The sequence below is a fragment of the Thauera sp. SDU_THAU2 genome, assembly GCF_038260575.1.
GTDB lineage: Bacteria > Pseudomonadota > Gammaproteobacteria > Burkholderiales > Rhodocyclaceae > Thauera.
Genome location: NZ_JBBWUN010000003.1, coordinates 3,564,005 through 3,581,436 on the forward strand (window position 1 = coordinate 3,564,005; position 17,432 = coordinate 3,581,436).

At 66.7% G+C, this 17,432-nt stretch carries 19 protein-coding genes, 1 tRNA gene and 1 pseudogene; 15 read left to right on the forward strand and 6 right to left on the reverse strand.

Going from position 1 to position 17,432, the window contains the following annotated elements:
- Positions 1–5: 5 nt before the first annotated feature.
- Positions 6–542: an ATP-dependent protease subunit HslV gene (gene hslV, locus AAFL97_RS18405; RefSeq protein WP_068639493.1), complete on the reverse strand. Its 537-nt coding sequence runs from the start codon at positions 540–542 to the stop codon at positions 6–8.
- A 32-nt stretch (positions 543–574) separates the two neighbouring features.
- The gene (locus AAFL97_RS18410) at positions 575–1,651 is read right to left on the reverse strand and encodes a sulfate transporter (RefSeq protein ID WP_341646143.1); all 1,077 of its coding nucleotides are present in this window, start codon (positions 1,649–1,651) and stop codon (positions 575–577) included.
- Positions 1,652–1,927: 276 nt separating this feature from the next.
- Between AAFL97_RS18410 and ybgC the strand changes: the two are divergent.
- The 14 genes and pseudogenes from ybgC (at position 1,928) to AAFL97_RS18480 (ending at position 12,197) form a co-directional block, all read left to right on the forward strand.
- Positions 1,928–2,424 (forward strand): annotated as a pseudogene (gene ybgC, locus AAFL97_RS18415) (tol-pal system-associated acyl-CoA thioesterase).
- Positions 2,421–3,089, forward strand: coding sequence for a protein TolQ (gene tolQ / locus AAFL97_RS18420; protein ID WP_341646144.1), 669 nt, complete (start codon positions 2,421–2,423; stop codon positions 3,087–3,089). The pseudogene ybgC and the gene tolQ overlap by 4 nt, the downstream one beginning before the upstream one ends.
- A gap of 18 nt (positions 3,090–3,107) precedes the next feature.
- Positions 3,108–3,524, forward strand: coding sequence for an ExbD/TolR family protein (locus tag AAFL97_RS18425; RefSeq protein WP_341646145.1), 417 nt, complete (start codon positions 3,108–3,110; stop codon positions 3,522–3,524).
- Positions 3,521–4,420, forward strand: coding sequence for an energy transducer TonB (locus AAFL97_RS18430; RefSeq protein ID WP_341646146.1), 900 nt, complete (start codon positions 3,521–3,523; stop codon positions 4,418–4,420). The genes AAFL97_RS18425 and AAFL97_RS18430 overlap by 4 nt, the downstream gene beginning before the upstream one ends.
- 54 nt (positions 4,421–4,474) lie before the next feature.
- Complete coding sequence (tolB, locus tag AAFL97_RS18435) at positions 4,475–5,755, forward strand: Tol-Pal system beta propeller repeat protein TolB (protein WP_341646147.1); 1,281 nt, start codon at positions 4,475–4,477, stop codon at positions 5,753–5,755.
- A gap of 54 nt (positions 5,756–5,809) precedes the next feature.
- Positions 5,810–6,325 (forward strand): peptidoglycan-associated lipoprotein Pal, encoded by a 516-nt coding sequence (gene pal, locus AAFL97_RS18440; protein WP_263462032.1) that lies wholly within the window; start codon positions 5,810–5,812, stop codon positions 6,323–6,325.
- 1 nt (position 6,326) lies between these two features.
- Entirely contained in the window at positions 6,327–7,043 is a 717-nt protein-coding gene (gene ybgF, locus AAFL97_RS18445) for a tol-pal system protein YbgF (protein ID WP_341646148.1), read from the forward strand.
- Between the two features lie 7 nt (positions 7,044–7,050).
- Complete coding sequence (queE, locus tag AAFL97_RS18450; RefSeq protein WP_341646149.1) at positions 7,051–7,722, forward strand: 7-carboxy-7-deazaguanine synthase QueE; 672 nt, start codon at positions 7,051–7,053, stop codon at positions 7,720–7,722.
- Between the two features lie 46 nt (positions 7,723–7,768).
- Entirely contained in the window at positions 7,769–8,473 is a 705-nt protein-coding gene (gene queC / locus AAFL97_RS18455) for a 7-cyano-7-deazaguanine synthase QueC (RefSeq protein WP_341646150.1), read from the forward strand.
- A gap of 98 nt (positions 8,474–8,571) precedes the next feature.
- Positions 8,572–9,678 carry a YeeE/YedE family protein gene (locus tag AAFL97_RS18460; RefSeq protein ID WP_341646151.1) on the forward strand — a complete coding sequence of 369 codons (1,107 nt, stop codon included), beginning with the start codon at positions 8,572–8,574 and terminating at the stop codon, positions 9,676–9,678.
- Between the two features lie 70 nt (positions 9,679–9,748).
- Positions 9,749–9,824: transfer RNA gene (locus tag AAFL97_RS18465), tRNA-Lys, on the forward strand.
- A 226-nt stretch (positions 9,825–10,050) separates the two neighbouring features.
- On the forward strand, positions 10,051–10,335 hold the full coding sequence (locus AAFL97_RS18470) for a hypothetical protein (protein WP_341646152.1): 285 nt from the start codon (positions 10,051–10,053) through the stop codon (positions 10,333–10,335).
- A gap of 550 nt (positions 10,336–10,885) precedes the next feature.
- Positions 10,886–11,152 (forward strand): translation initiation factor IF-1, encoded by a 267-nt coding sequence (gene infA, locus AAFL97_RS18475; protein ID WP_068639481.1) that lies wholly within the window; start codon positions 10,886–10,888, stop codon positions 11,150–11,152.
- A 169-nt stretch (positions 11,153–11,321) separates the two neighbouring features.
- Positions 11,322–12,197, forward strand: coding sequence for a dienelactone hydrolase family protein (locus AAFL97_RS18480; protein ID WP_341646153.1), 876 nt, complete (start codon positions 11,322–11,324; stop codon positions 12,195–12,197).
- A gap of 266 nt (positions 12,198–12,463) precedes the next feature.
- Here the strand turns inward: AAFL97_RS18480 and AAFL97_RS18485 are convergent, their stop codons facing one another.
- The 4 genes from AAFL97_RS18485 to AAFL97_RS18500 all read right to left on the reverse strand — a co-directional run bounded on the left by AAFL97_RS18485 (position 12,464) and on the right by AAFL97_RS18500 (position 15,616).
- Positions 12,464–13,030 carry a Gx transporter family protein gene (locus AAFL97_RS18485; RefSeq protein WP_341646154.1) on the reverse strand — a complete coding sequence of 189 codons (567 nt, stop codon included), beginning with the start codon at positions 13,028–13,030 and terminating at the stop codon, positions 12,464–12,466.
- Positions 13,011–13,400: a NusG domain II-containing protein gene (locus tag AAFL97_RS18490; protein ID WP_263462024.1), complete on the reverse strand. Its 390-nt coding sequence runs from the start codon at positions 13,398–13,400 to the stop codon at positions 13,011–13,013. The genes AAFL97_RS18485 and AAFL97_RS18490 overlap by 20 nt, the downstream gene beginning before the upstream one ends.
- The gene (gene rapZ / locus AAFL97_RS18495; RefSeq protein ID WP_341646155.1) at positions 13,397–14,299 is read right to left on the reverse strand and encodes an RNase adapter RapZ; all 903 of its coding nucleotides are present in this window, start codon (positions 14,297–14,299) and stop codon (positions 13,397–13,399) included. The genes AAFL97_RS18490 and rapZ overlap by 4 nt, the downstream gene beginning before the upstream one ends.
- Positions 14,300–14,500: 201 nt before the next feature.
- Complete coding sequence (locus AAFL97_RS18500) at positions 14,501–15,616, reverse strand: AraC family transcriptional regulator (RefSeq protein WP_341646156.1); 1,116 nt, start codon at positions 15,614–15,616, stop codon at positions 14,501–14,503.
- Positions 15,617–15,640: 24 nt separating this feature from the next.
- On the opposite strand from AAFL97_RS18500, the gene AAFL97_RS18505 reads away from it, so the two are divergent.
- Complete coding sequence (locus tag AAFL97_RS18505) at positions 15,641–17,425, forward strand: long-chain-fatty-acid--CoA ligase (RefSeq protein ID WP_341646157.1); 1,785 nt, start codon at positions 15,641–15,643, stop codon at positions 17,423–17,425.
- Positions 17,426–17,432: the final 7 nt, after the last annotated feature.

Here is a 17,432-nt window from a genome sequence, read left to right on the forward strand (position 1 = left end):
CGCTCTCAATCCAGCACTTCGATGGTGTGATGGTGATTGGTGTAGATGCACAGGTCGGCGGCGATGCCGAGCGCCTTGGAGACGACTTCGGCCGGTGCCAGTTCGGTGTTCTCGATCAGCGCGCGCGCCGCCGACTGCGCATAGGCGCCGCCGCTGCCGATGGCGACGATGCCCTGCTCGGGCTCGAGCACGTCACCGTTGCCGGTGATGATCAGCGAGTGGTCGCGGTCGGCGACCGCCAGCATCGCTTCCAGCCGGCGCAGCATGCGGTCGGTGCGCCAGTCCTTGGCCAGTTCCACCGCCGAGCGCAGCAGGTTGCCCTGGTGCTTGTCGAGCTTGGCTTCGAAGCGTTCGAACAGCGTGAAGGCGTCGGCCGTGCCGCCGGCGAAGCCGGCCAGGATCTGGCCGTCGTACAGCGTGCGCACCTTGCGCGCCGAAGCCTTGATGACGATGTTGCCCAGCGTGACCTGGCCGTCGCCGCCGAGGGCGACGCGATTGCCGCGCCGCACCGACAGGATGGTTGTACCGCGATATTGTTCCATGACGATTCCCCGCCGGCTCGCGGCCGGCGTTGCTAGATAGATTTCAGTGGCGCAGCGTGACGTGCGCGACCTGGTCGACGCTCATGACGCGCAGCAGCGCCGCCACCATGGCATTGACGTTGAAAAGGGTCACGAGTTTTACCTTGTGCCTTGACCGTGGCGAGAATGTTGAACAGCAGGCCCGCGCAGACGAAATCGACCCGGAGCAGCCCGGCGCAATCCACCTTCAGTTCCTTGCGGTCCGCGGCGAGGCCGGCGAGCCGTTTCAGCGACTCGTTCGAGGCCCCGCACAGTTCGCCGCACAAGCGGGGCACATCGCCCTCCAGGGCCGCATCGGTATCGGCCTCGGCGCGTTTCGGCACCGCCACCGCGATCCCTTTCCATGATGGCGGCGACTCCTCGAAGGTCACCGCGTAATCGATGGCGAGGTTCTCGAAGCGTTCCTGGTCGCCGGTGAATTGCAACAATTCGAGCAGCAACAGCCAGGTATCGCGCCCTTCCGCCTGGCCGACGACGGCCCGCCGCGCCAGATCCTCGATGAACGGTTCGACGCTCGACAGGCTGAGCTTGATCCGCTCGGCCAGCAGGGCCTCGAGCAGCCCCAGCAAGGCAGCACAGCCGGCGTCCGATACCTTGCGCAGCTTGCCGACATCGATGCGCACGGCCCCACTGCGCCGCGCAACGGCTGCGATCTGCTTCAACTGGGTTTCGCCCTGGCCGCCCAGGTCGCCGGACAAGCCGACCGCCGGCATGCGCTCCCCGCCCGTACGCCCTCCCCGGGGCGACAGATCCACCCACGGCGGCGGCGAACGCTCGAAGCGCATGGCGTAGTCGAGCACGCGCGCCTCGAAGCGCTCACGCTGGCCGGTCAGGCGATACAGATCCAGCAGCATCATCCACAGCCCCTCGCCCGTCGTCGCCTTCGGATCGTCGAGCGTCGCCGTCAGCACCTGCTCGGCCTCGGCCACGCTGCCGTTGGCGTAGAGGATCGCCGCCTCTTCGAACGCCGCACCGATGCCGGTCCCGACCTCCTGGACCTCGACCCCGCCCGCGGCCACGGAGAGGCCGCGCTCGGCCCCGGTGCCGCTGAAATCGAGTTCGGACAGCACGGTCGGTGGCGGACGCCCGGTTTCGCCGAGATCCTCGGCCAGCCCGGTCTGCCGCTCACCGCCCGGCCGTTTCCGGCCGAAAAAGGAAAGTGCCACGCTGTGCTTCGTCCCAAGTATTGACCACGGGCTCCAGGAACCCTTTCGGAGGATAGCATTTCCCGCAATCCGCCTGCGGAAACCGGCCCGCGCACGGCCATTCGCAGGGATTACGTTTTGTAAATGTCCGCATCTTCACGCGCCACTGGACGGCCCCACAGGCTCGGATAGAATGCTGCGATGCAACCAGAAATTGCCGCCGCCTCGCCACCGCAGGATCGCCTGCCGCAGGATCGCCTGCCACGGGGCCTGCCGTCCACGGCGGCTTCGTTCGCCCTGCCGGTGCGCGTCTATTACGAGGACACCGACGCCGGCGGCGTCGTCTACTACGCCAACTACCTGCGCTTCTGCGAACGGGCGCGCACCGAATGGCTGCGCGCACTCGGCGTCGAGCAGCAGGCGCTGCTGGATTCGGCGGGCATCGCCTTCGTCGTGCGCTCGGTCAAGGCGGACTATCTGCAGCCCGCCCGCCTCGACGACGTCCTGCAGGTCGTCAGCCGCATCGCCACCCTGCGCCGCGCCAGCCTGGTGTTCGACCAGGAAATCCGGCGCGGCGGGCAACTCTGTTCACCGCCCAAGTCCTAATCGCCTGCATCGACCAGCGCCGGCAGAAGCCGGTGCAGATTCCGGCCCCGCTGTACGCCAATCTCCATGCCCACTTCGAAAGCCTAGCATGACCGTCACCCACGACCTCTCCATCCTCAGCCTCATCAGCCAGGCCAGCGTCCTCGTCCAGCTCGTCATGGCCTTGCTCGCGACACTGTCGCTGATGTCCTGGTACTGGATCTTCCGCAAATGGTTCCAGATTCGCGCCGCCCGCACCGAGACCGACGAGTTCGAGCGCGACTTCTGGAGCGGCGGCGATCTCAACACCTTGTTCGACGCCGCCACCCGCAACGAAAACGGCGGCATGGAACGCATCTTCGAGTCGGGCTACCGCGAATACACCAAGCTGCGGGCCAAGGGCCACGACCACCCGGCCATCCTCGACGGCGCGCGGCGGGCGATGCGCGCGACCTACCAGCGCGAGGTCGATGACCTCGAAGCCCACCTCGCCTTCCTCGCCTCGGTCGGCTCGGTGTCGCCCTACATCGGCCTGCTCGGCACCGTGTGGGGCATCATGAATTCCTTCCGCGGGCTGTCCAGCGTCGGCTCGGCCACGCTCGCCCAGGTCGCCCCCGGCATTGCCGAAGCGCTGGTGGCGACCGCGATCGGCCTGTTCGCGGCGATTCCGGCCGTCGTCGCCTACAACCGCTTCGCGCACGACATCGACCGCCTGGGCATCCGCTTCGAGAGCTTCATCGAGGAGTTTTCCAACATCCTGCAGCGCAACCTGCGCTGACGGACACGGAGGACCACCATGCGTCAACGCCGCCTGATGAACCAGATCAACGTCGTCCCCTACATCGACGTGATGCTGGTGCTGCTGGTGATCTTCATGGTCACGGCGCCGATGATCCAGCACGGCACCATCGAAGTGCCGTCGGCCGGCGCGGGCACCCCGCCGCCGCAGGCCGAAGCGCTCGTCATCGAAGTGGACGCCGAGGGTCAGCTCGCGCTGCGCGCCAGCATCAGCGGCAGCTCCCGCGCCCTGCGCAACGACCAGCTCCAGCCCGCGCTGCTGGAAGCGCTGGAGAAGAACCCCGAGCAGGCCTTCCTCGTCGCCGCCCACAACACGCTGAACTACCAGAAGGTGATCGACGTGCTCGAAGTCGCCCGCGGCGCCGGCGTGCGCCGGATCAGCCTGATCACCCAGAGCAGCGCGCCACAGAAATGAGGGATCGCGTCGTACCGCCCCGCAAGGCACCGGGCAAATGGCGGTCGCTCGGACTGACCGTCGCGGTCCATCTGGGCTTGTTCCTGTTCCTGTTCTTCGGCATCCGCTGGCAAAGCCCGCCGCCGGCCGGGCTCGAAGTCGGGCTCGTCAGCGCGCCCGAAATGGCCGCGCCCGCGCCGAAGCCGGCACCGAAGCCCGAACCGGCGCCGAAGCCCGAACCCAAGCCGGAACCGAAACCCGAGCCCAAGCCGGAACCGCCGCCTCCCAAGCCCGAACCGAAACCGGCGCCGAAGCCCGAACCGCCCAAGCCGGCACCCGCGCCCGAGATCGCCACCAAGGCGCCGGAGAAAAAACCGGAGCCACCGAAACCGGAACCGAAACCGGCCCCGAAACCCGAACCGAAGAAACCGGAACCCAAACCGGAGCCGAAGCCCGCACCGAAGCCGGAGCCCAAGCCTCAGCCGAAACCGGAGCCGAAACCTCCGGCCAAGCCTCAGCCCAAGCCTGCGCAGGACGACTACATGAAGGAATTGCTGGCAAAGGAAACGCAGGCCGCGCAGGACGCCCGGCTCGAAGGCATGCTGCGGCAGGAAGCCGCCCGCGCCGGCGCGCAGGGCGACATGGACAAGTACGTGAATGCGATCCGCACCAAGGTACGCGGCAAGCTGTTGCCGCCGCCGGGGCTGTCGGGAAACCCGGAAGCGGTTTTCGAGGTCGATCAGACTCCGACCGGCGTCGTGCTCGCCGTGCGGCTCAAGCGCTCATCCGGCGTACCCGCGCTGGACCAGGCCATCGAGCGCGCGATCCTGGCCTCGGATCCCTTGCCCACGCCTTCGAACCCGGCTCTGTTCCAGCGCACGCTCGAACTCAGATTCCGACCGCTGGCCGACAACTAAGCACGCTTTATCTATTTAATCCATCGATATAATCTGCGGCTGGAGCAGCCTCACATGACACGAACCCTGACCCTCTTCCGATTCTTGCTGGCCATCATGCTGGCCGGCTTCGCGCTGGGCGCGCGCGCGCAGCTTTCGATCGAGATCACCGGCGCCGGCGCCTCGCGCTTTCCGGTGATCATTCCGATCTTCGAGCACGAGGGCCAGTTGCCCAACAGCGTCACCGACGTGGTGCGCGCCGACCTCGATCGCAGCGGGCTGTTCAGCCTGGTCGACCTCGGCCCGCTGGCACTGCCGGAATCCGTCATGCCCGATCTGCCGGCGATGCGCGGCCGCGGCGCCGACGCGGTGCTGACCGGCAGCGTCATCGCCCAGGGCAGCGGCCGCTACGAAGTGCGCTTCCGCCTGTTCGACACCCAGACCCAGCTCGAGCTCGGCGCCATGGCGCTGCCGATGACGGCCTCGCAGAATCGCCTCGTCGGCCACCGCATCGCCGACTTCGTCTACGAAAAGCTCACCGGCCAGCCCGGCTACTTCTCCACCCGCATCGCCTACGTGGTCAAGAGCGGCCCCAACTTCGAGCTGCAGGTCGCCGACGCCGACGGCATGAACGCGGCCACCGCGCTGCGCTCGCGCGAACCCATCATCTCGCCCGCCTGGTCGCCGGACGGTCAGCGCCTGGCCTACGTCTCGTTCGAGCAGAAGAAGCCGATCATCTACGTGCACACGCTCGCCACCGGCCAGCGCCGTGTCGTCTCCAACTTCAAGGGCTCCAACTCCGCCCCCACCTGGTCGCCCGACGGCAGCCAGCTTGCGGTGGTGCTGACCAAGGACGGCCAGTCGCAGCTCTACGTGCTCAACGCCGACGGTTCGGGCGTGCGCCGCCTGGCCAGTTCGTCCGGCATCGACACCGAGCCCTTCTGGGGCCGGGACAACAACATCTACTTCACTTCCGATCGCGGCGGCAGTCCGCAGATCTACCGTATCTCCGCTGGCGGCGGCAGCGCCCAGCGGGTGACTTTCGACGGCAACTACAACGTCAGTCCGCGCCTGTCGGCGGACGGCAAGCTGCTTGCCTTCATCACCCGCAACGGCGGCCGCTTCCAGGTGGCCGTGCAGGACCTCGCCTCCCGCCAGACAACGATCCTCACCGATTCGGCACGCGACGAATCGCCCAGCTTCGCCCCCAACGGCCGCATGATCCTCTACGCCACCGAAAGCGGCGGACGGGGCGTGCTGTCGGCGGTGTCGTCGGATGGGCGGATCAAGCAGCGCCTGACGGTGAAGGCCGCCGATGTCCGCGAACCCGCCTGGGGTCCGCAGCCACGGCAATAACAAAGCTGTAACAACCACTGCTGTCTCAAAACCAGACATACCGGAGCATCACACATGAAGAAGCTTGCAATCCCCGCCCTGCTGTCGCTGATCCTGGCCGCGTGCTCGAGCACCGGCCCCACCGATACTGCAGCCCAGGTCGAAGACCGCTCGGGCACCGGCGTCGCCACCGTCACAGCCGACAGCGCCGCCGGCTCGGGCATCGCCGCACTGACCGACCCGAACAACATCCTGTCCAAGCGCAGCGTGTTCTTCGACTTCGACAGCTACGTCATCCAGCCGGAAGCCAAGCCGCTGATCGAAGCCCACGCCCGCTTCCTGGTGCAGAATCCGCAGATGAAGATGCTGATCCAGGGCAACACCGACGAGCGCGGCAGCCGCGAGTACAACCTCGCACTGGGCCAGAAGCGCGCCGACGTGGTCAAGCAGGCGCTGCTGCTGCTGGGCGCCCGCGAATCGCAGATCGAGTCCGTCAGCCTGGGCGAGGAAAAGCCGCGCTGCGACGCGCCCACCGAAGCGTGCTTCGCCGAGAACCGCCGCGGCGACATGCTCTACTCGGGCGAGTTCTGAGATGAAGCGCCTGCTGCCGCTGGCGGTGATCCTCGTCCTGTCATCGGCCGGAGCCGCGCAAGCGGCTTTGTTCGGTGACAACGAGGCCCGCCGGCAGATCACCGACATGCGCCAGGACATCGAGGGCCGGCTGGAAACCACCAGCCGCGGCCAGCTCGAGCTCGCCAACCAGAACGAACAGCTGCGTGCCGAAGTCGCCCGCCTGCGCGGCCAGATCGAACTGCTGGTCAACGAGGTGGAAACCCTCAAGCAGCGGCAGCGGGATTTCTACGTCGACCTCGACACCCGTCTGCGCCAGATCGAAACGGGTGGCGCAGGTGCGGGTGCCGCCACCGGCGGCGACCCTGCCGCCGAATCCGCCGACTACGAAGCAGCGCTGAACCTGCTCAAGGAAGGCAAGCATCGCGAGGCGCTGACCGCCTTCGATGCCTTCGTCGCCAGGTACCCCACGGGCAATTTCAGCGCCGGCGCCCATTTCTGGGCAGGCAATGCCGCGCTGCAGGCCAAGGACATCAACGCCGCCACCAAGCACTTCAACACCGTGCTGACCAAGTGGCCCAACGAGAACGTCGCCCCCGACGCCCTGCTCGGCCTGGCCAACAGCCAGCAGTCGATCGGCGACGCGGCCACGTCGCGCCGCACGCTGCAGACGCTGGTCGAACGCTATCCGCAGAGCAACGCCGCCCAGGTCGCCAAGCAGCGCCTCGGCCAGCGCTGAGGCCGGCGTGACGGTTAACGAAACAGCGACGGCGACGGCCGTCAAACTGCGCATCACCGAGATCTTCGCCTCGGTGCAGGGCGAATCGACCCGCGTCGGCCTGCCGACGGTGTTCGTGCGCCTCACCGGCTGTCCGCTGCGCTGTACCTGGTGCGACACCGCCTATGCCTTCACCGGCGGCGAGTCGCGCAGCCTCGACGACATCATGGACGAGGTCGCAAGCCACGGCCTCAAGCACGTCTGCGTCTCCGGCGGCGAACCGCTGTCGCAGAAGAACTGCCTGGCGCTGATGCACGCACTGTGCGACGCCGGCTACTCGGTATCGCTCGAAACCAGCGGTGCGCTCGACATCGGCAAGGTCGATCCGCGCGTGTCGCGCGTCGTCGACCTCAAGGCGCCCGGCTCGGGCGAAGTCGAACGCAATCTGTACGCCAACATCGCCCTGCTCACGCCCGACGACGAAGTCAAGATCGTGCTGGCCGACGAAGCGGACTACGAATGGGCCAAGCGCCAGATCGCCGAACACCGCATCGCCGAGCGCTGTACCGTGCTGCTGTCGCCGGTCGCCGGTTCGCTCGACCCCGCGCAGTTGGCGGAATGGGTCGTGCGCGACCGCCTGCCGGTCCGTTTTCAACTGCAACTGCACAAAGTGCTGTGGAACGACGCCCGCGGCCGCTGAGCCGCGGCACCGCCGTCCCCGGCACCACAGATCGGAAGCTTTCCCGATGACTCAAGCCAAACGCGCCGTCGTCCTGCTGTCAGGCGGCCTCGACTCCGCAACCTGCCTCGCCATCGCCCGCGACCAGGGCTTCGACGCCTATGCCCTGTCGGTCGCCTACGGCCAGCGCCACACCGCAGAGCTGACGGCCTCGCTGCGCGTCGCCCAGGCGCTGGGCGCCCGCGAGCATCGGCTCGCGCGCATCGACCTCGGCCAGTTCGGCGGCTCCGCGCTGACCGACCCGTCCATCGAAGTGCCCGAGGACATGCCCGCAGACGGCGAGAGCACCGGCATCCCCGTCACCTACGTGCCCGCCCGCAACACCGTGATGCTGTCGATCGCCATGGCCTGGGCCGAAGTCCTCGGCGCCAACGACATCTTCATCGGCGTCAATGCGGTGGACTATTCCGGCTACCCCGACTGCCGCCCGGCCTTCATCCAGGCTTTCGAGACAATGGCCAACCTGGCCACCCGGGCAGGCGTCGAAGGCGCCCGCCTGCGCATCCACGCGCCGCTGATCGACCTCAGCAAGGCCGACATCATCCGCCGCGGCACCGCGCTCGGCGTCGATTACGGCATCACCGTCACCTGCTACCAGGCCGACGAGGCCGGCCGCGCCTGTGGCCGCTGCGAAGCCTGCCGCCTGCGCGCCGCAGGCTTCGCCGGCGCAGGCGTGGCAGACCCCACGCCCTACCAGCTGCGCAACGCCTGAGCCGGCCACAGGGCACCCCGTCCCTCCCGGCAGCCTTCGGCTCAACGCTGCCGGGGTTTTCGCCTAGAATGGCCGGCCATCCCGTTGCCGGCTGCACCATGGAAGAAACGATCGTCTCCGCCTCCACCATCGCCTGGCTCGCTTTCGCCGTCAGCACGGTGTTCGGCTTCGTCGCCAATCGGACCAACTTCTGCACCATGGGTGCGGTGTCCGACATCATCAACATGGGCGACTGGAGCCGCATGCGCATGTGGGTCGTTGCCATCGCGGTCGCCATCCTCGGCACCGCCGCATTGCAACTGGCCGGACTCATCGACGTCACCCGCTCGATCTACACCGGCAGCAAACTGACCTGGCTATCGCACATCGTCGGCGGCCTCGCCTTCGGCGTCGGCATGACGCTGGCCTCGGGCTGCGGCAGCAAGACCCTGATCCGCATCGGCGGCGGCAATCTCAAGTCGCTGGTGGTCTTCGTCTTCCTCGCCATCAGCGCTTACATGACGCTGCGCGGCCTGTTCGCGGTCTGGCGCGTCAACGTCCTCGATACCGTCGCCGCAGAGCTGCCGCATACCCAGGACATTCCCGCCTTCATCGCTGCCGCCGGCATCGAGCCGGCCAGCGCACTGGCGATCGCCGCCGGCCTGATCGGCATCATCCTGCTGCTGTGGGCCGTCGCCGACCGCGATGCGCGCACTGTCGACGTCTGGCTCGGCGGCGTGATCGTCGGCGCCACCGTGGTCGCCGGCTGGTACGTCTCCGGCCACATCGGCTATGTCGCCGAACACCCGGAAACCCTGGAAGAAGCCTTCATCGCCACCAACAGCGGCCGCGCCGAATCCCTCACCTTCGTCGGACCGCTGGCCTTCACGCTCGAGCTGCTGATGTTCTGGAGCGACACCAGCCGCATCGTCACCTTCGGCATCGCCAGCGTGCTCGGCGTCATTACCGGCTCGGCCCTCTACGCCGTGCTGTCGAAGAGCTTCCGCCTCGAAGGCTTCCGCGACGCCCCCGACCTCGCCCGCCACATGATCGGCGGCATCCTGATGGGCTTCGGCGGCGTGACGGCGCTGGGCTGCACCATCGGCCAGGGCATCACCGGCCTGTCCACCCTGGCCGTCGGCTCCTTCATCACCACCGCCGCCATCATCACAGGCTGCGCCATCGCGATGAAGATCCAGTACTGGCTGCTGATGCGGGAAGCATGAGCCAGACCGGGAGGCGGCGGTGCGTTGTTGACGTGGCTGCCCCCAGCTTCTAAAATTCTGCCTCTCTTTTGGGTCGTTAGCTCAGCTGGTAGAGCAGCGGACTTTTAATCCGTTGGTCGCAGGTTCGAATCCTGCACGGCCTACCAAATTCAAATGAAACGCCAATCCTGCCAAAGGATTGGCGTTTTGTTTTTTTCGCCTCCCCCGCAGCACCGGCCACCCCAAGCCCCGGCATGTATCCCGAATTGTCCAATCCGCATCGGGATACATGCCTCTGCAAATCCGTCCGCCCCGGAAAAATCCGGGATACATCCGCCTGTTCAAATGGCAGCACGGCCCGAACGGCGGGTCTCCGATCCGAGGAGCAGACACATGAAGACATGGACGAAGGCACTGGTCGCCACGGGCGTCATCGCAGTGCACGCGCTGGGTTTTGCGGCCACCATCCAACCCCGCGGCGAGGTTTTTCAGGAAGGGCTGCTCGTGATGCAGGCCGCCGAAACGGAATGGCTGCTGCCGGAAGTCGTCGTCACCGCCGACAGCGGGAGAACGCCGAAGGAGCGAGGCGACAGGCGTGCCGCCCGGCACCGCAGCGACTGCCGCTTCCATTGCGATGACGGCGGCGGAGCACACCGGGCACCTGCCCGCCGCACTTGATTACAACACTCCCGATTGGACAGGCCGGCAGAGAAGCAGGTATCATGCCCGCCACTGAAGATTGGCGAAGCCGCTTCCGTCCCCACAGCGCCGCTGTTGCCGTGGCCGCGGAAACATCGAGCCGATGGCCGCCTCACCCGCCCATGGCCTGGATGACGCCGTGGCGCATACGAGGGGCGGCCCTTCCCCTTCAATGACCGATCGTGTCGTCCGGTGAGCCCTTGGCGGGTTCGCCCGGTTTTTCCGAGACACAAGCTGCGGCACCCGTGTGCCGCAGGCCGATGTGGTCTTCGCGCCCGACAAGCGTTCCGGACCGCTCTCACGCTGCGCGCCAGCTTTCCGGCGCACGGCTCGCACCCGTTCGGAATGATGCGGGTGTGCAATCGCCCCAGCTTTGAAGCGGCCTGTCACTTTTGCGCAGGCCCGGCCGGTCCGCCCCTTGCGCCACACGCACAAGCCCCCGGCCCGATGCCCTTCCCCGGCGGAGGTGGGCAAATCGCCGCTGCGCGCCCGAGGCATGCGCTCCGGCACAATGACAAGGAGCCCGAACATGGCCAAGGAAGAACTCATCGAAATGCACGGATCCGTTACCGAAGTCCTGCCGGATGGACGCTACCGCGTCACCCTGGACAACGGTCACAACCTCATCGCCTACTCCGGCGGCAAGATGCGCAAGCACCACATCCGCATCATCGCCGGCGACAACGTCTCGCTCGAAATGTCGCCCTACGACCTGAGCAAGGGCCGCATCACTTTCCGCCACTTGCCGGGCCGTCCGGCCGGCACCGCGTCGGCCCCGCCGCCCCGCCGCCGCTGAGCATTCAGCCCTTCGAAGCCCCTGTCGGATCGGCAGGGGCTTTTTCGTTGACGCCGGCATCCGCTCGCAGCGGCCTGTACCTGTATCGAACGACATGGGAACATCACCCTCGCTGCGGATGTCACCACAGGGCTGCACACGAATCACACCCTTACGGATGGAGATGAAGATGGATGCACACGACACCTCGACGACCGAGTTCGACAGCCTGCTGCCTGCCGCGCGGGTGGACCGCCGCGGCTTCGTCACGACGATCGCCGCCACCGGCTTCGCCCTTGCCGTGCTCCCGGTCCAGGCAAGCACGGTGATCAGCACCGATGCACGAGGCCTGGACGCCGGCACGAGCACCGTCCAGACCGCCGACGGCGAATTGCCGGTGTACTTCGCCCGTGCCGCCGGAAGCGACAAACTGCCGGTGGTGCTGGTGGTACAGGAAATCTTCGGCGTGCACGAGCACATCCGCGACGTCTGCCGCCGCCTGGCCAAGCAAGGCTACCTGGCCATCGCGCCGGAGCTGTTCTTCCGCCAGGGCGACCCATCCAGGCTCGAAAACGTCGCCGACATCCTGTCGTCCATCGTGCCCAAGGTGGCGGACGCCCAGGTCATGGCCGATCTCGATGCCTGCGCCGAGTGGGCCTCGACCAAGGGCGGCGATGCGTCGCGGCTGGCGATCACGGGTTTCTGCTGGGGCGGCCGCATCACCTGGCTGTATGCCGCGCACAACCCGAAGCTCAAGGCCGGCGTCGCCTGGTATGGCCGGCTGGACGGCGCTCCTTCGGACAATCAACCTGCGCATCCGATCGACGTCGCCGCGCAGCTCCACGCGCCGGTGCTCGGCCTCTACGGCGGCCAGGACCAGGGCATCCCGCTCGACGACGTCGAGGCCATGCGCGCCGCCATCGATGCGGCCGGCAAGCCGAGCGAGATCGTCGTCTATCCCGACGCACCCCACGCCTTCCATGCCGACTATCGGCCGAGCTATCGCCAGACTGAAGCGGAAGACGGCTGGAAACGCCTGCTGGAGTGGTTCTCGGCCAAGCTGTGATCGCCGGCGGGCGCCCCGGCCGCATGGATGGCTGGGGCGCCCGCCGTCACACGGCCGGCCTCGGCGCGCGCCACGCCGAGGCCGGCAAACCAGCCGAAGGCAATGCCGCAGATCGCCGCCAGCAAGGCCGACAGGTATTTCCTCCAGCGCCCCTTCATGCTTCGCCCCAACCGCTCACGGCACTTCGCAATGCGGATTGGACGCAGGCAGGTGCCCGGACGTTCCAGGGACCGGCGTTCCGGCGGCCGGAACGCCGGCTTCCCGACTCAAGAAGGCCGCACGGCCTCCTTGCCCTTGCCGTCTCCCGACGTCCCGCCGCCGCCAAGCTCCTCCAGCAGGCGTGCCGCCACCAGGCCATTGACCAGGCCGAACACCACCGCGGCCAGCGCAAACACCGGCACGAGGTAGAACACCCCGTCGTGCGGCACCAGCCACAGCCGCGCCACCACCAGTTGCGCGCCGATATGCGCGAACGCCGCAAGGATGCTGTGGCTGACCGGGCCAAACCAGCGCCGCGGCAGATGCATGGCCAGCCCCAGCACCACCAGGCTGGCGAGCGCGCCGGACAGGCTCAGGAAAAACCCCGGCGCAAGGAACTGGCCCAGCAGCAGGCTGCCGGCAAAGACCCGCAGCAGCGCCACCCATACGGCCTCGCGCCAGCCCCAGCGCGCCAGCACGATCAGCGTGACGATGTTCGCCAGCCCGGGCTTGACGCCCGGCAGCGGCAGCGGGATCGCCGCCTCGGCCACGGTCAGCACGATCGCCGCCGCCGCATGGCGCGCGATGCGGCGGTCCTTCGGCGAAGGAAGGAGTTCAATAGTTGAGTGAGTCATAGTCGGCCCCACGGCCGGTCAGGCTGAGGCTGACTTCGTTCGGTGCGCAGATCGCCACCGCGCCGGCCTGGGTCAGCCAGCCCTGGCGCACGCAATACTGCCGCGGACCGGGGTCCGCGGCGACGCGTGCGCGGCCGGGCTGGATCTCGATGCGCGTGGTGCCGAGCGGCCCTGCCACATCGAGCATCCGCGGCGCCGACAGCGCGATCTCGGCCACGACCTTGCCGCCGGCGCGCACGACCGCAGTCTCCGGCCGCCCGCCCTGCCACAGCAGCGCCGCGGCATGGACGCAGAGAGCCAGGCCGGCGGCCGCGATCAGCACGTCGCCCGGCCGCAGCAGCGCCCGCCAGGCGGCAAACGGAAAACTCACGACTGCTTTTCTTCGGCCGCCGGCGCATGCACCGCCGCGGCGCCGCGATCCGCCGCCCGCCGCGCCGCGGAGCGGTGGCGGACGATGACGCTGAGCTGGTCGCGGAAGCGGTCCGCCAGCCATTCGGCGATATAGACCGAGCGGTGCTGGCCGCCGGTGCAACCGATCGCCACCGTCAGGTAGCTGCGGTTGTCACGCATGTAGGCCGGCAGCCAGTTGGCGATGAAGCGGCGGATGTCCTCGCTCATGCGGGTGACTTCGGGGATCTTGCGCAGGAAGTCCTTGACCGGCTCGTCGCATCCGGTCAGCGGCCGCAGGCGCGGATCGTAGTACGGGTTGGGCAGGCAGCGGACGTCGAACACCAGGTCGGCGTCCAGCGGGATGCCGTACTTGAAGCCGAAGGATTCGAACATCAGCGTCAGCCCCTGGCTTTCCTCGACCCGGATGAAATCCTTGACCCAGGCGCGCAGCGTGTTCGGGTGCAGATCGCTGGTGTCGATGCGATGGGCCAGTTCGGCGATGCGCGCCAGCGCATCGCGCTCGCGCTTGATCGCCTCTTCCACGGTGACACCGTCGCCCGCCAGCGGGTGGCGGCGGCGCGTCTCGGAGAAGCGTGCGATCAGCGTCTCGTCGCGCGCGTCGAGGAAGATGAAGCGCAGGTCCGAGACCGTATCGCGCAGTTGCTCGACCTGGCTCGGCAAGGCCGCGATGCTCGCGCCCGAGCGCACGTCGACCGCGATCGCCGCCCGCGCCCAGCCTGCGCCACGCAGGTGCGTCACCAGTTGCGGCAGCAGCGCCGCCGGCAGGTTATCCACGACGTAGTAGCCGGCATCCTCCAGCACGTTGAGTGCAATGCTCTTGCCCGATCCCGACAAGCCGCTGATGAGTACGATCTGCATGGTCCCTCTTGATCTGGAAACGGCGCGCAAGATACAGGCGCGCTTCAAGCCCTTCGACCGGCGGATCAGCGTTTCGATCCGGCAGCAGGCGCCAGCCGGGATGGGTGCCTGCCGCGCACGAACGAACTTCGTTCCGCGCGGATCCATTTCCGGCGCATTCTTGCCGATCCGGGAACCACGATTGTATCTGCTTGTTGCGCTTTATCCCCGAGGCTCCAAATCGGAACCACGCAGTTTCTGCTGGGCAACCCGATAGACGCCCGGCGTCATGCCTGTCCAGTACCGAAAAGCGCGATGGAAAACGGCTGGCGAACTGAAGCCCAGCGAGTAGGATATCTCGGCCAGCGAAACGTCCTGGTGAGCGAGGTTCAGGATGGCCAGATCCCTGCGCAGCTCGTCCTTGATGCCCTGAAAGGACAGTCCCTCGTCCTGCAATCTGCGGATCAGGGTACGCGAGGACATGTGGAGTTTGCCCGACACGTCTTCCAGCGTCCGCCCGAGGTCCGCGTACAGCAATTCGCGCACCTTCAGCCGCATCGTGTGTTCATGGTACGAAGTGAAGATCCAGTCGCGAGGGGCACGCTGCAGGAACATGCGCACATCGCCTGCATTGCGTTCAGCCCGGATGCTCCCGAGCTCCGCATCGAAGATGATCTGCGAGAAAGGCCCTTCGAAATCGATGGGCGCAGGAAAGAGAATCGAATAATCGGCAGCGAAGAGCGGACGCGGGAACACGAACGACACTCGCTGGAGCGGCACTTCATGGCCGACGAGCCAGGAAACGATGCCATGCGTGAGCTTCAGCATCAGCGCATGACCGAACCGGTTCATGACCGCTTTCGGCGATCTGGGCAGCAGTGCCAGGCTGATGGCGTTGTCCGCCTGGGACAGATGCAGGCGGTAGTCATCCAACAGCAGGTTCCAGACCTGCGTGAAACGATGCAGTGCGACACTGATCGTCGACGCATCCATCACCGCCCGGATGATGTACTTCAATGCGCCTGCGCGAATCGGGCGGCTCCACAAGCCCATCATCTCGTCACCCGTGGCCGATGCGCTTTCCTGATACAGCCGGACGAGTTGATCGTGCGTCAGGCGGGAACCAGGGTGCTCGATGAACTCCTTGGCAATGCCGGCCTGCTTCAAGCAACGGTCCAGGACGGGCTCCGCACATATCGAACGAAGGCTCTGCAACAAGTCCTGCACGAAGTGGAAGGAGACGGTTGCGGTGGAGGCCGTGTCGGCGATGGCGCCGATCCTGCCCGTTCGGGCGGAAGCTTCCAAACCGTCCATGGCACTGACGCCTGCTTTGCGCATTGATGCTCCGATTCGACCTGCCTGATGCTCGTTTCCCAGGGCCGACGACCCCATGTCACAGCCTTTCGAGCAGTGTATCGAAGCGGCTTTCGGCATTCAGGCGATTGTCAGTTTTTGCATATTCATTGTCGCCGTCGGCAATTGGGATGCCCGTTCGGGCTGTTTACTCTGGGCGCACAAAAACCAGGAGACAGCGAAATGGAGCAGCCCGGAAACATGATGTGCATGCCCTTGCTCATCAGTTCGATCCTCGAACATGCCCTTGAAACGAGCGCAGATCAGCAGATCGTGACCGCCCTCGATGACGGCAGCCTGCACCGCTACTCCTATCGGGAGTTCGCTCGCAGGGTCAAGGAGCTGGCCGTCGGTTTGGCACGCCGTGGCGTGGCCCCGGGGGCTCGTGTGGCGACTTTGGCATGGAATACCTACCGCCATCTGGAAATCTACTATGCCACTGCGGGCATCGGCGCCATCTGCCATACGGTCAATCCGCGCCTGACCCACGAACAGATCGAATTCATCATCAACGATGCTCGGGACGCGGCGGTGTTCTACGATGTGCATTTCGCCGAACTCATCGAGTACCTGCGGGAACGGTGCCCGTCAGTGGAGCATTGGGTGCTGCTCGATGAAAGCGCCGGCGGACACGCGGAGGGGGCGATCTACGCCGACTGGCTGGGCGCTGACACCCGGAATTTCGCGTGGCCGACCTTCGACGAGAACACGGCCTGCGGTCTCTGCTACACCTCCGGCACCACCGGCGCGCCGAAAGGCGTGCTGTATTCGCACCGCTCGACCCTGCTGCACGCCTATGCGTCCTGCCATCCGAACGCGCTGGCGATTGCGGGCAGCGACGCGGTCATGCCGCTGGTGCCGATGTTCCACGTCAACGCCTGGGGCCTGCCGTACTCCGCGCTGATGTCGGGCGCCAGGATCGTGCTGCCGGGTTCGAACATGCAGGGCGAGCGGATTTACGCCTTGTGCGAACAGGCGGGCGTGACCTTGTCGGCCGGCGTGCCCACGGTATGGAAAGGCGTACTGAATCACGTCGAAAGCCAGGGCCTGGAGTTCAGCACGCTGCAGCGCATCGTCATCGGCGGTGCCGCCTGCCCGCCGCACATGATCGCCGCCTTCGGTGCGCGCAATGTCACCGTCCGCCACGCTTGGGGCATGACGGAAGTATCCCCACTGGGCACTGTCTGCCAACTGCTGCCCAAGCATGCGGAGATGCCCGCCGATGGCGTGCTGCAAGTGCTGGCATCGCAGGGGCGCCCCCTGTTCGGGGTCCGCTTCAAGCTGATCGACGACGACGGCAGGCGATTGCCGCACGATGGTATGGCCACGGGGCATCTCATGGTGCAGGGCAACTGGGTCGTCTCCCGCTATTACGGCAAGGCGGAACCCGCCACCGAGGACGGCTGGTTCCGCACCGGCGATGTCGGCAGCATCGACGCGGAGGGCTATCTGCGTATCACGGATCGCAGCAAGGACGTCATCAAATCCGGCGGCGAGTGGATTTCGTCGATCGAGATCGAAAACATCGCCATGGAAGACCCCGGCGTCGAACTGGCCGCATGCATCGCCGAAGCGAACGAGCAATGGGGCGAGCGTCCGCTGCTCTTCATCGTCCCCAAGCCCGACACCCGCCCATCCGCCGAGCGGATTCTCGCCCGTTACCAGGGGCGCATGGCGAAGTGGTCGATTCCCGACAAGGTCGTGTTCATCGAGCACATGCCGATGACCGCGACGGGAAAGATCCAGAAAGCCGCGCTTCGCGCGCTCGTCATGCGCGCCACCCGGGATCAATAGTTCAAGC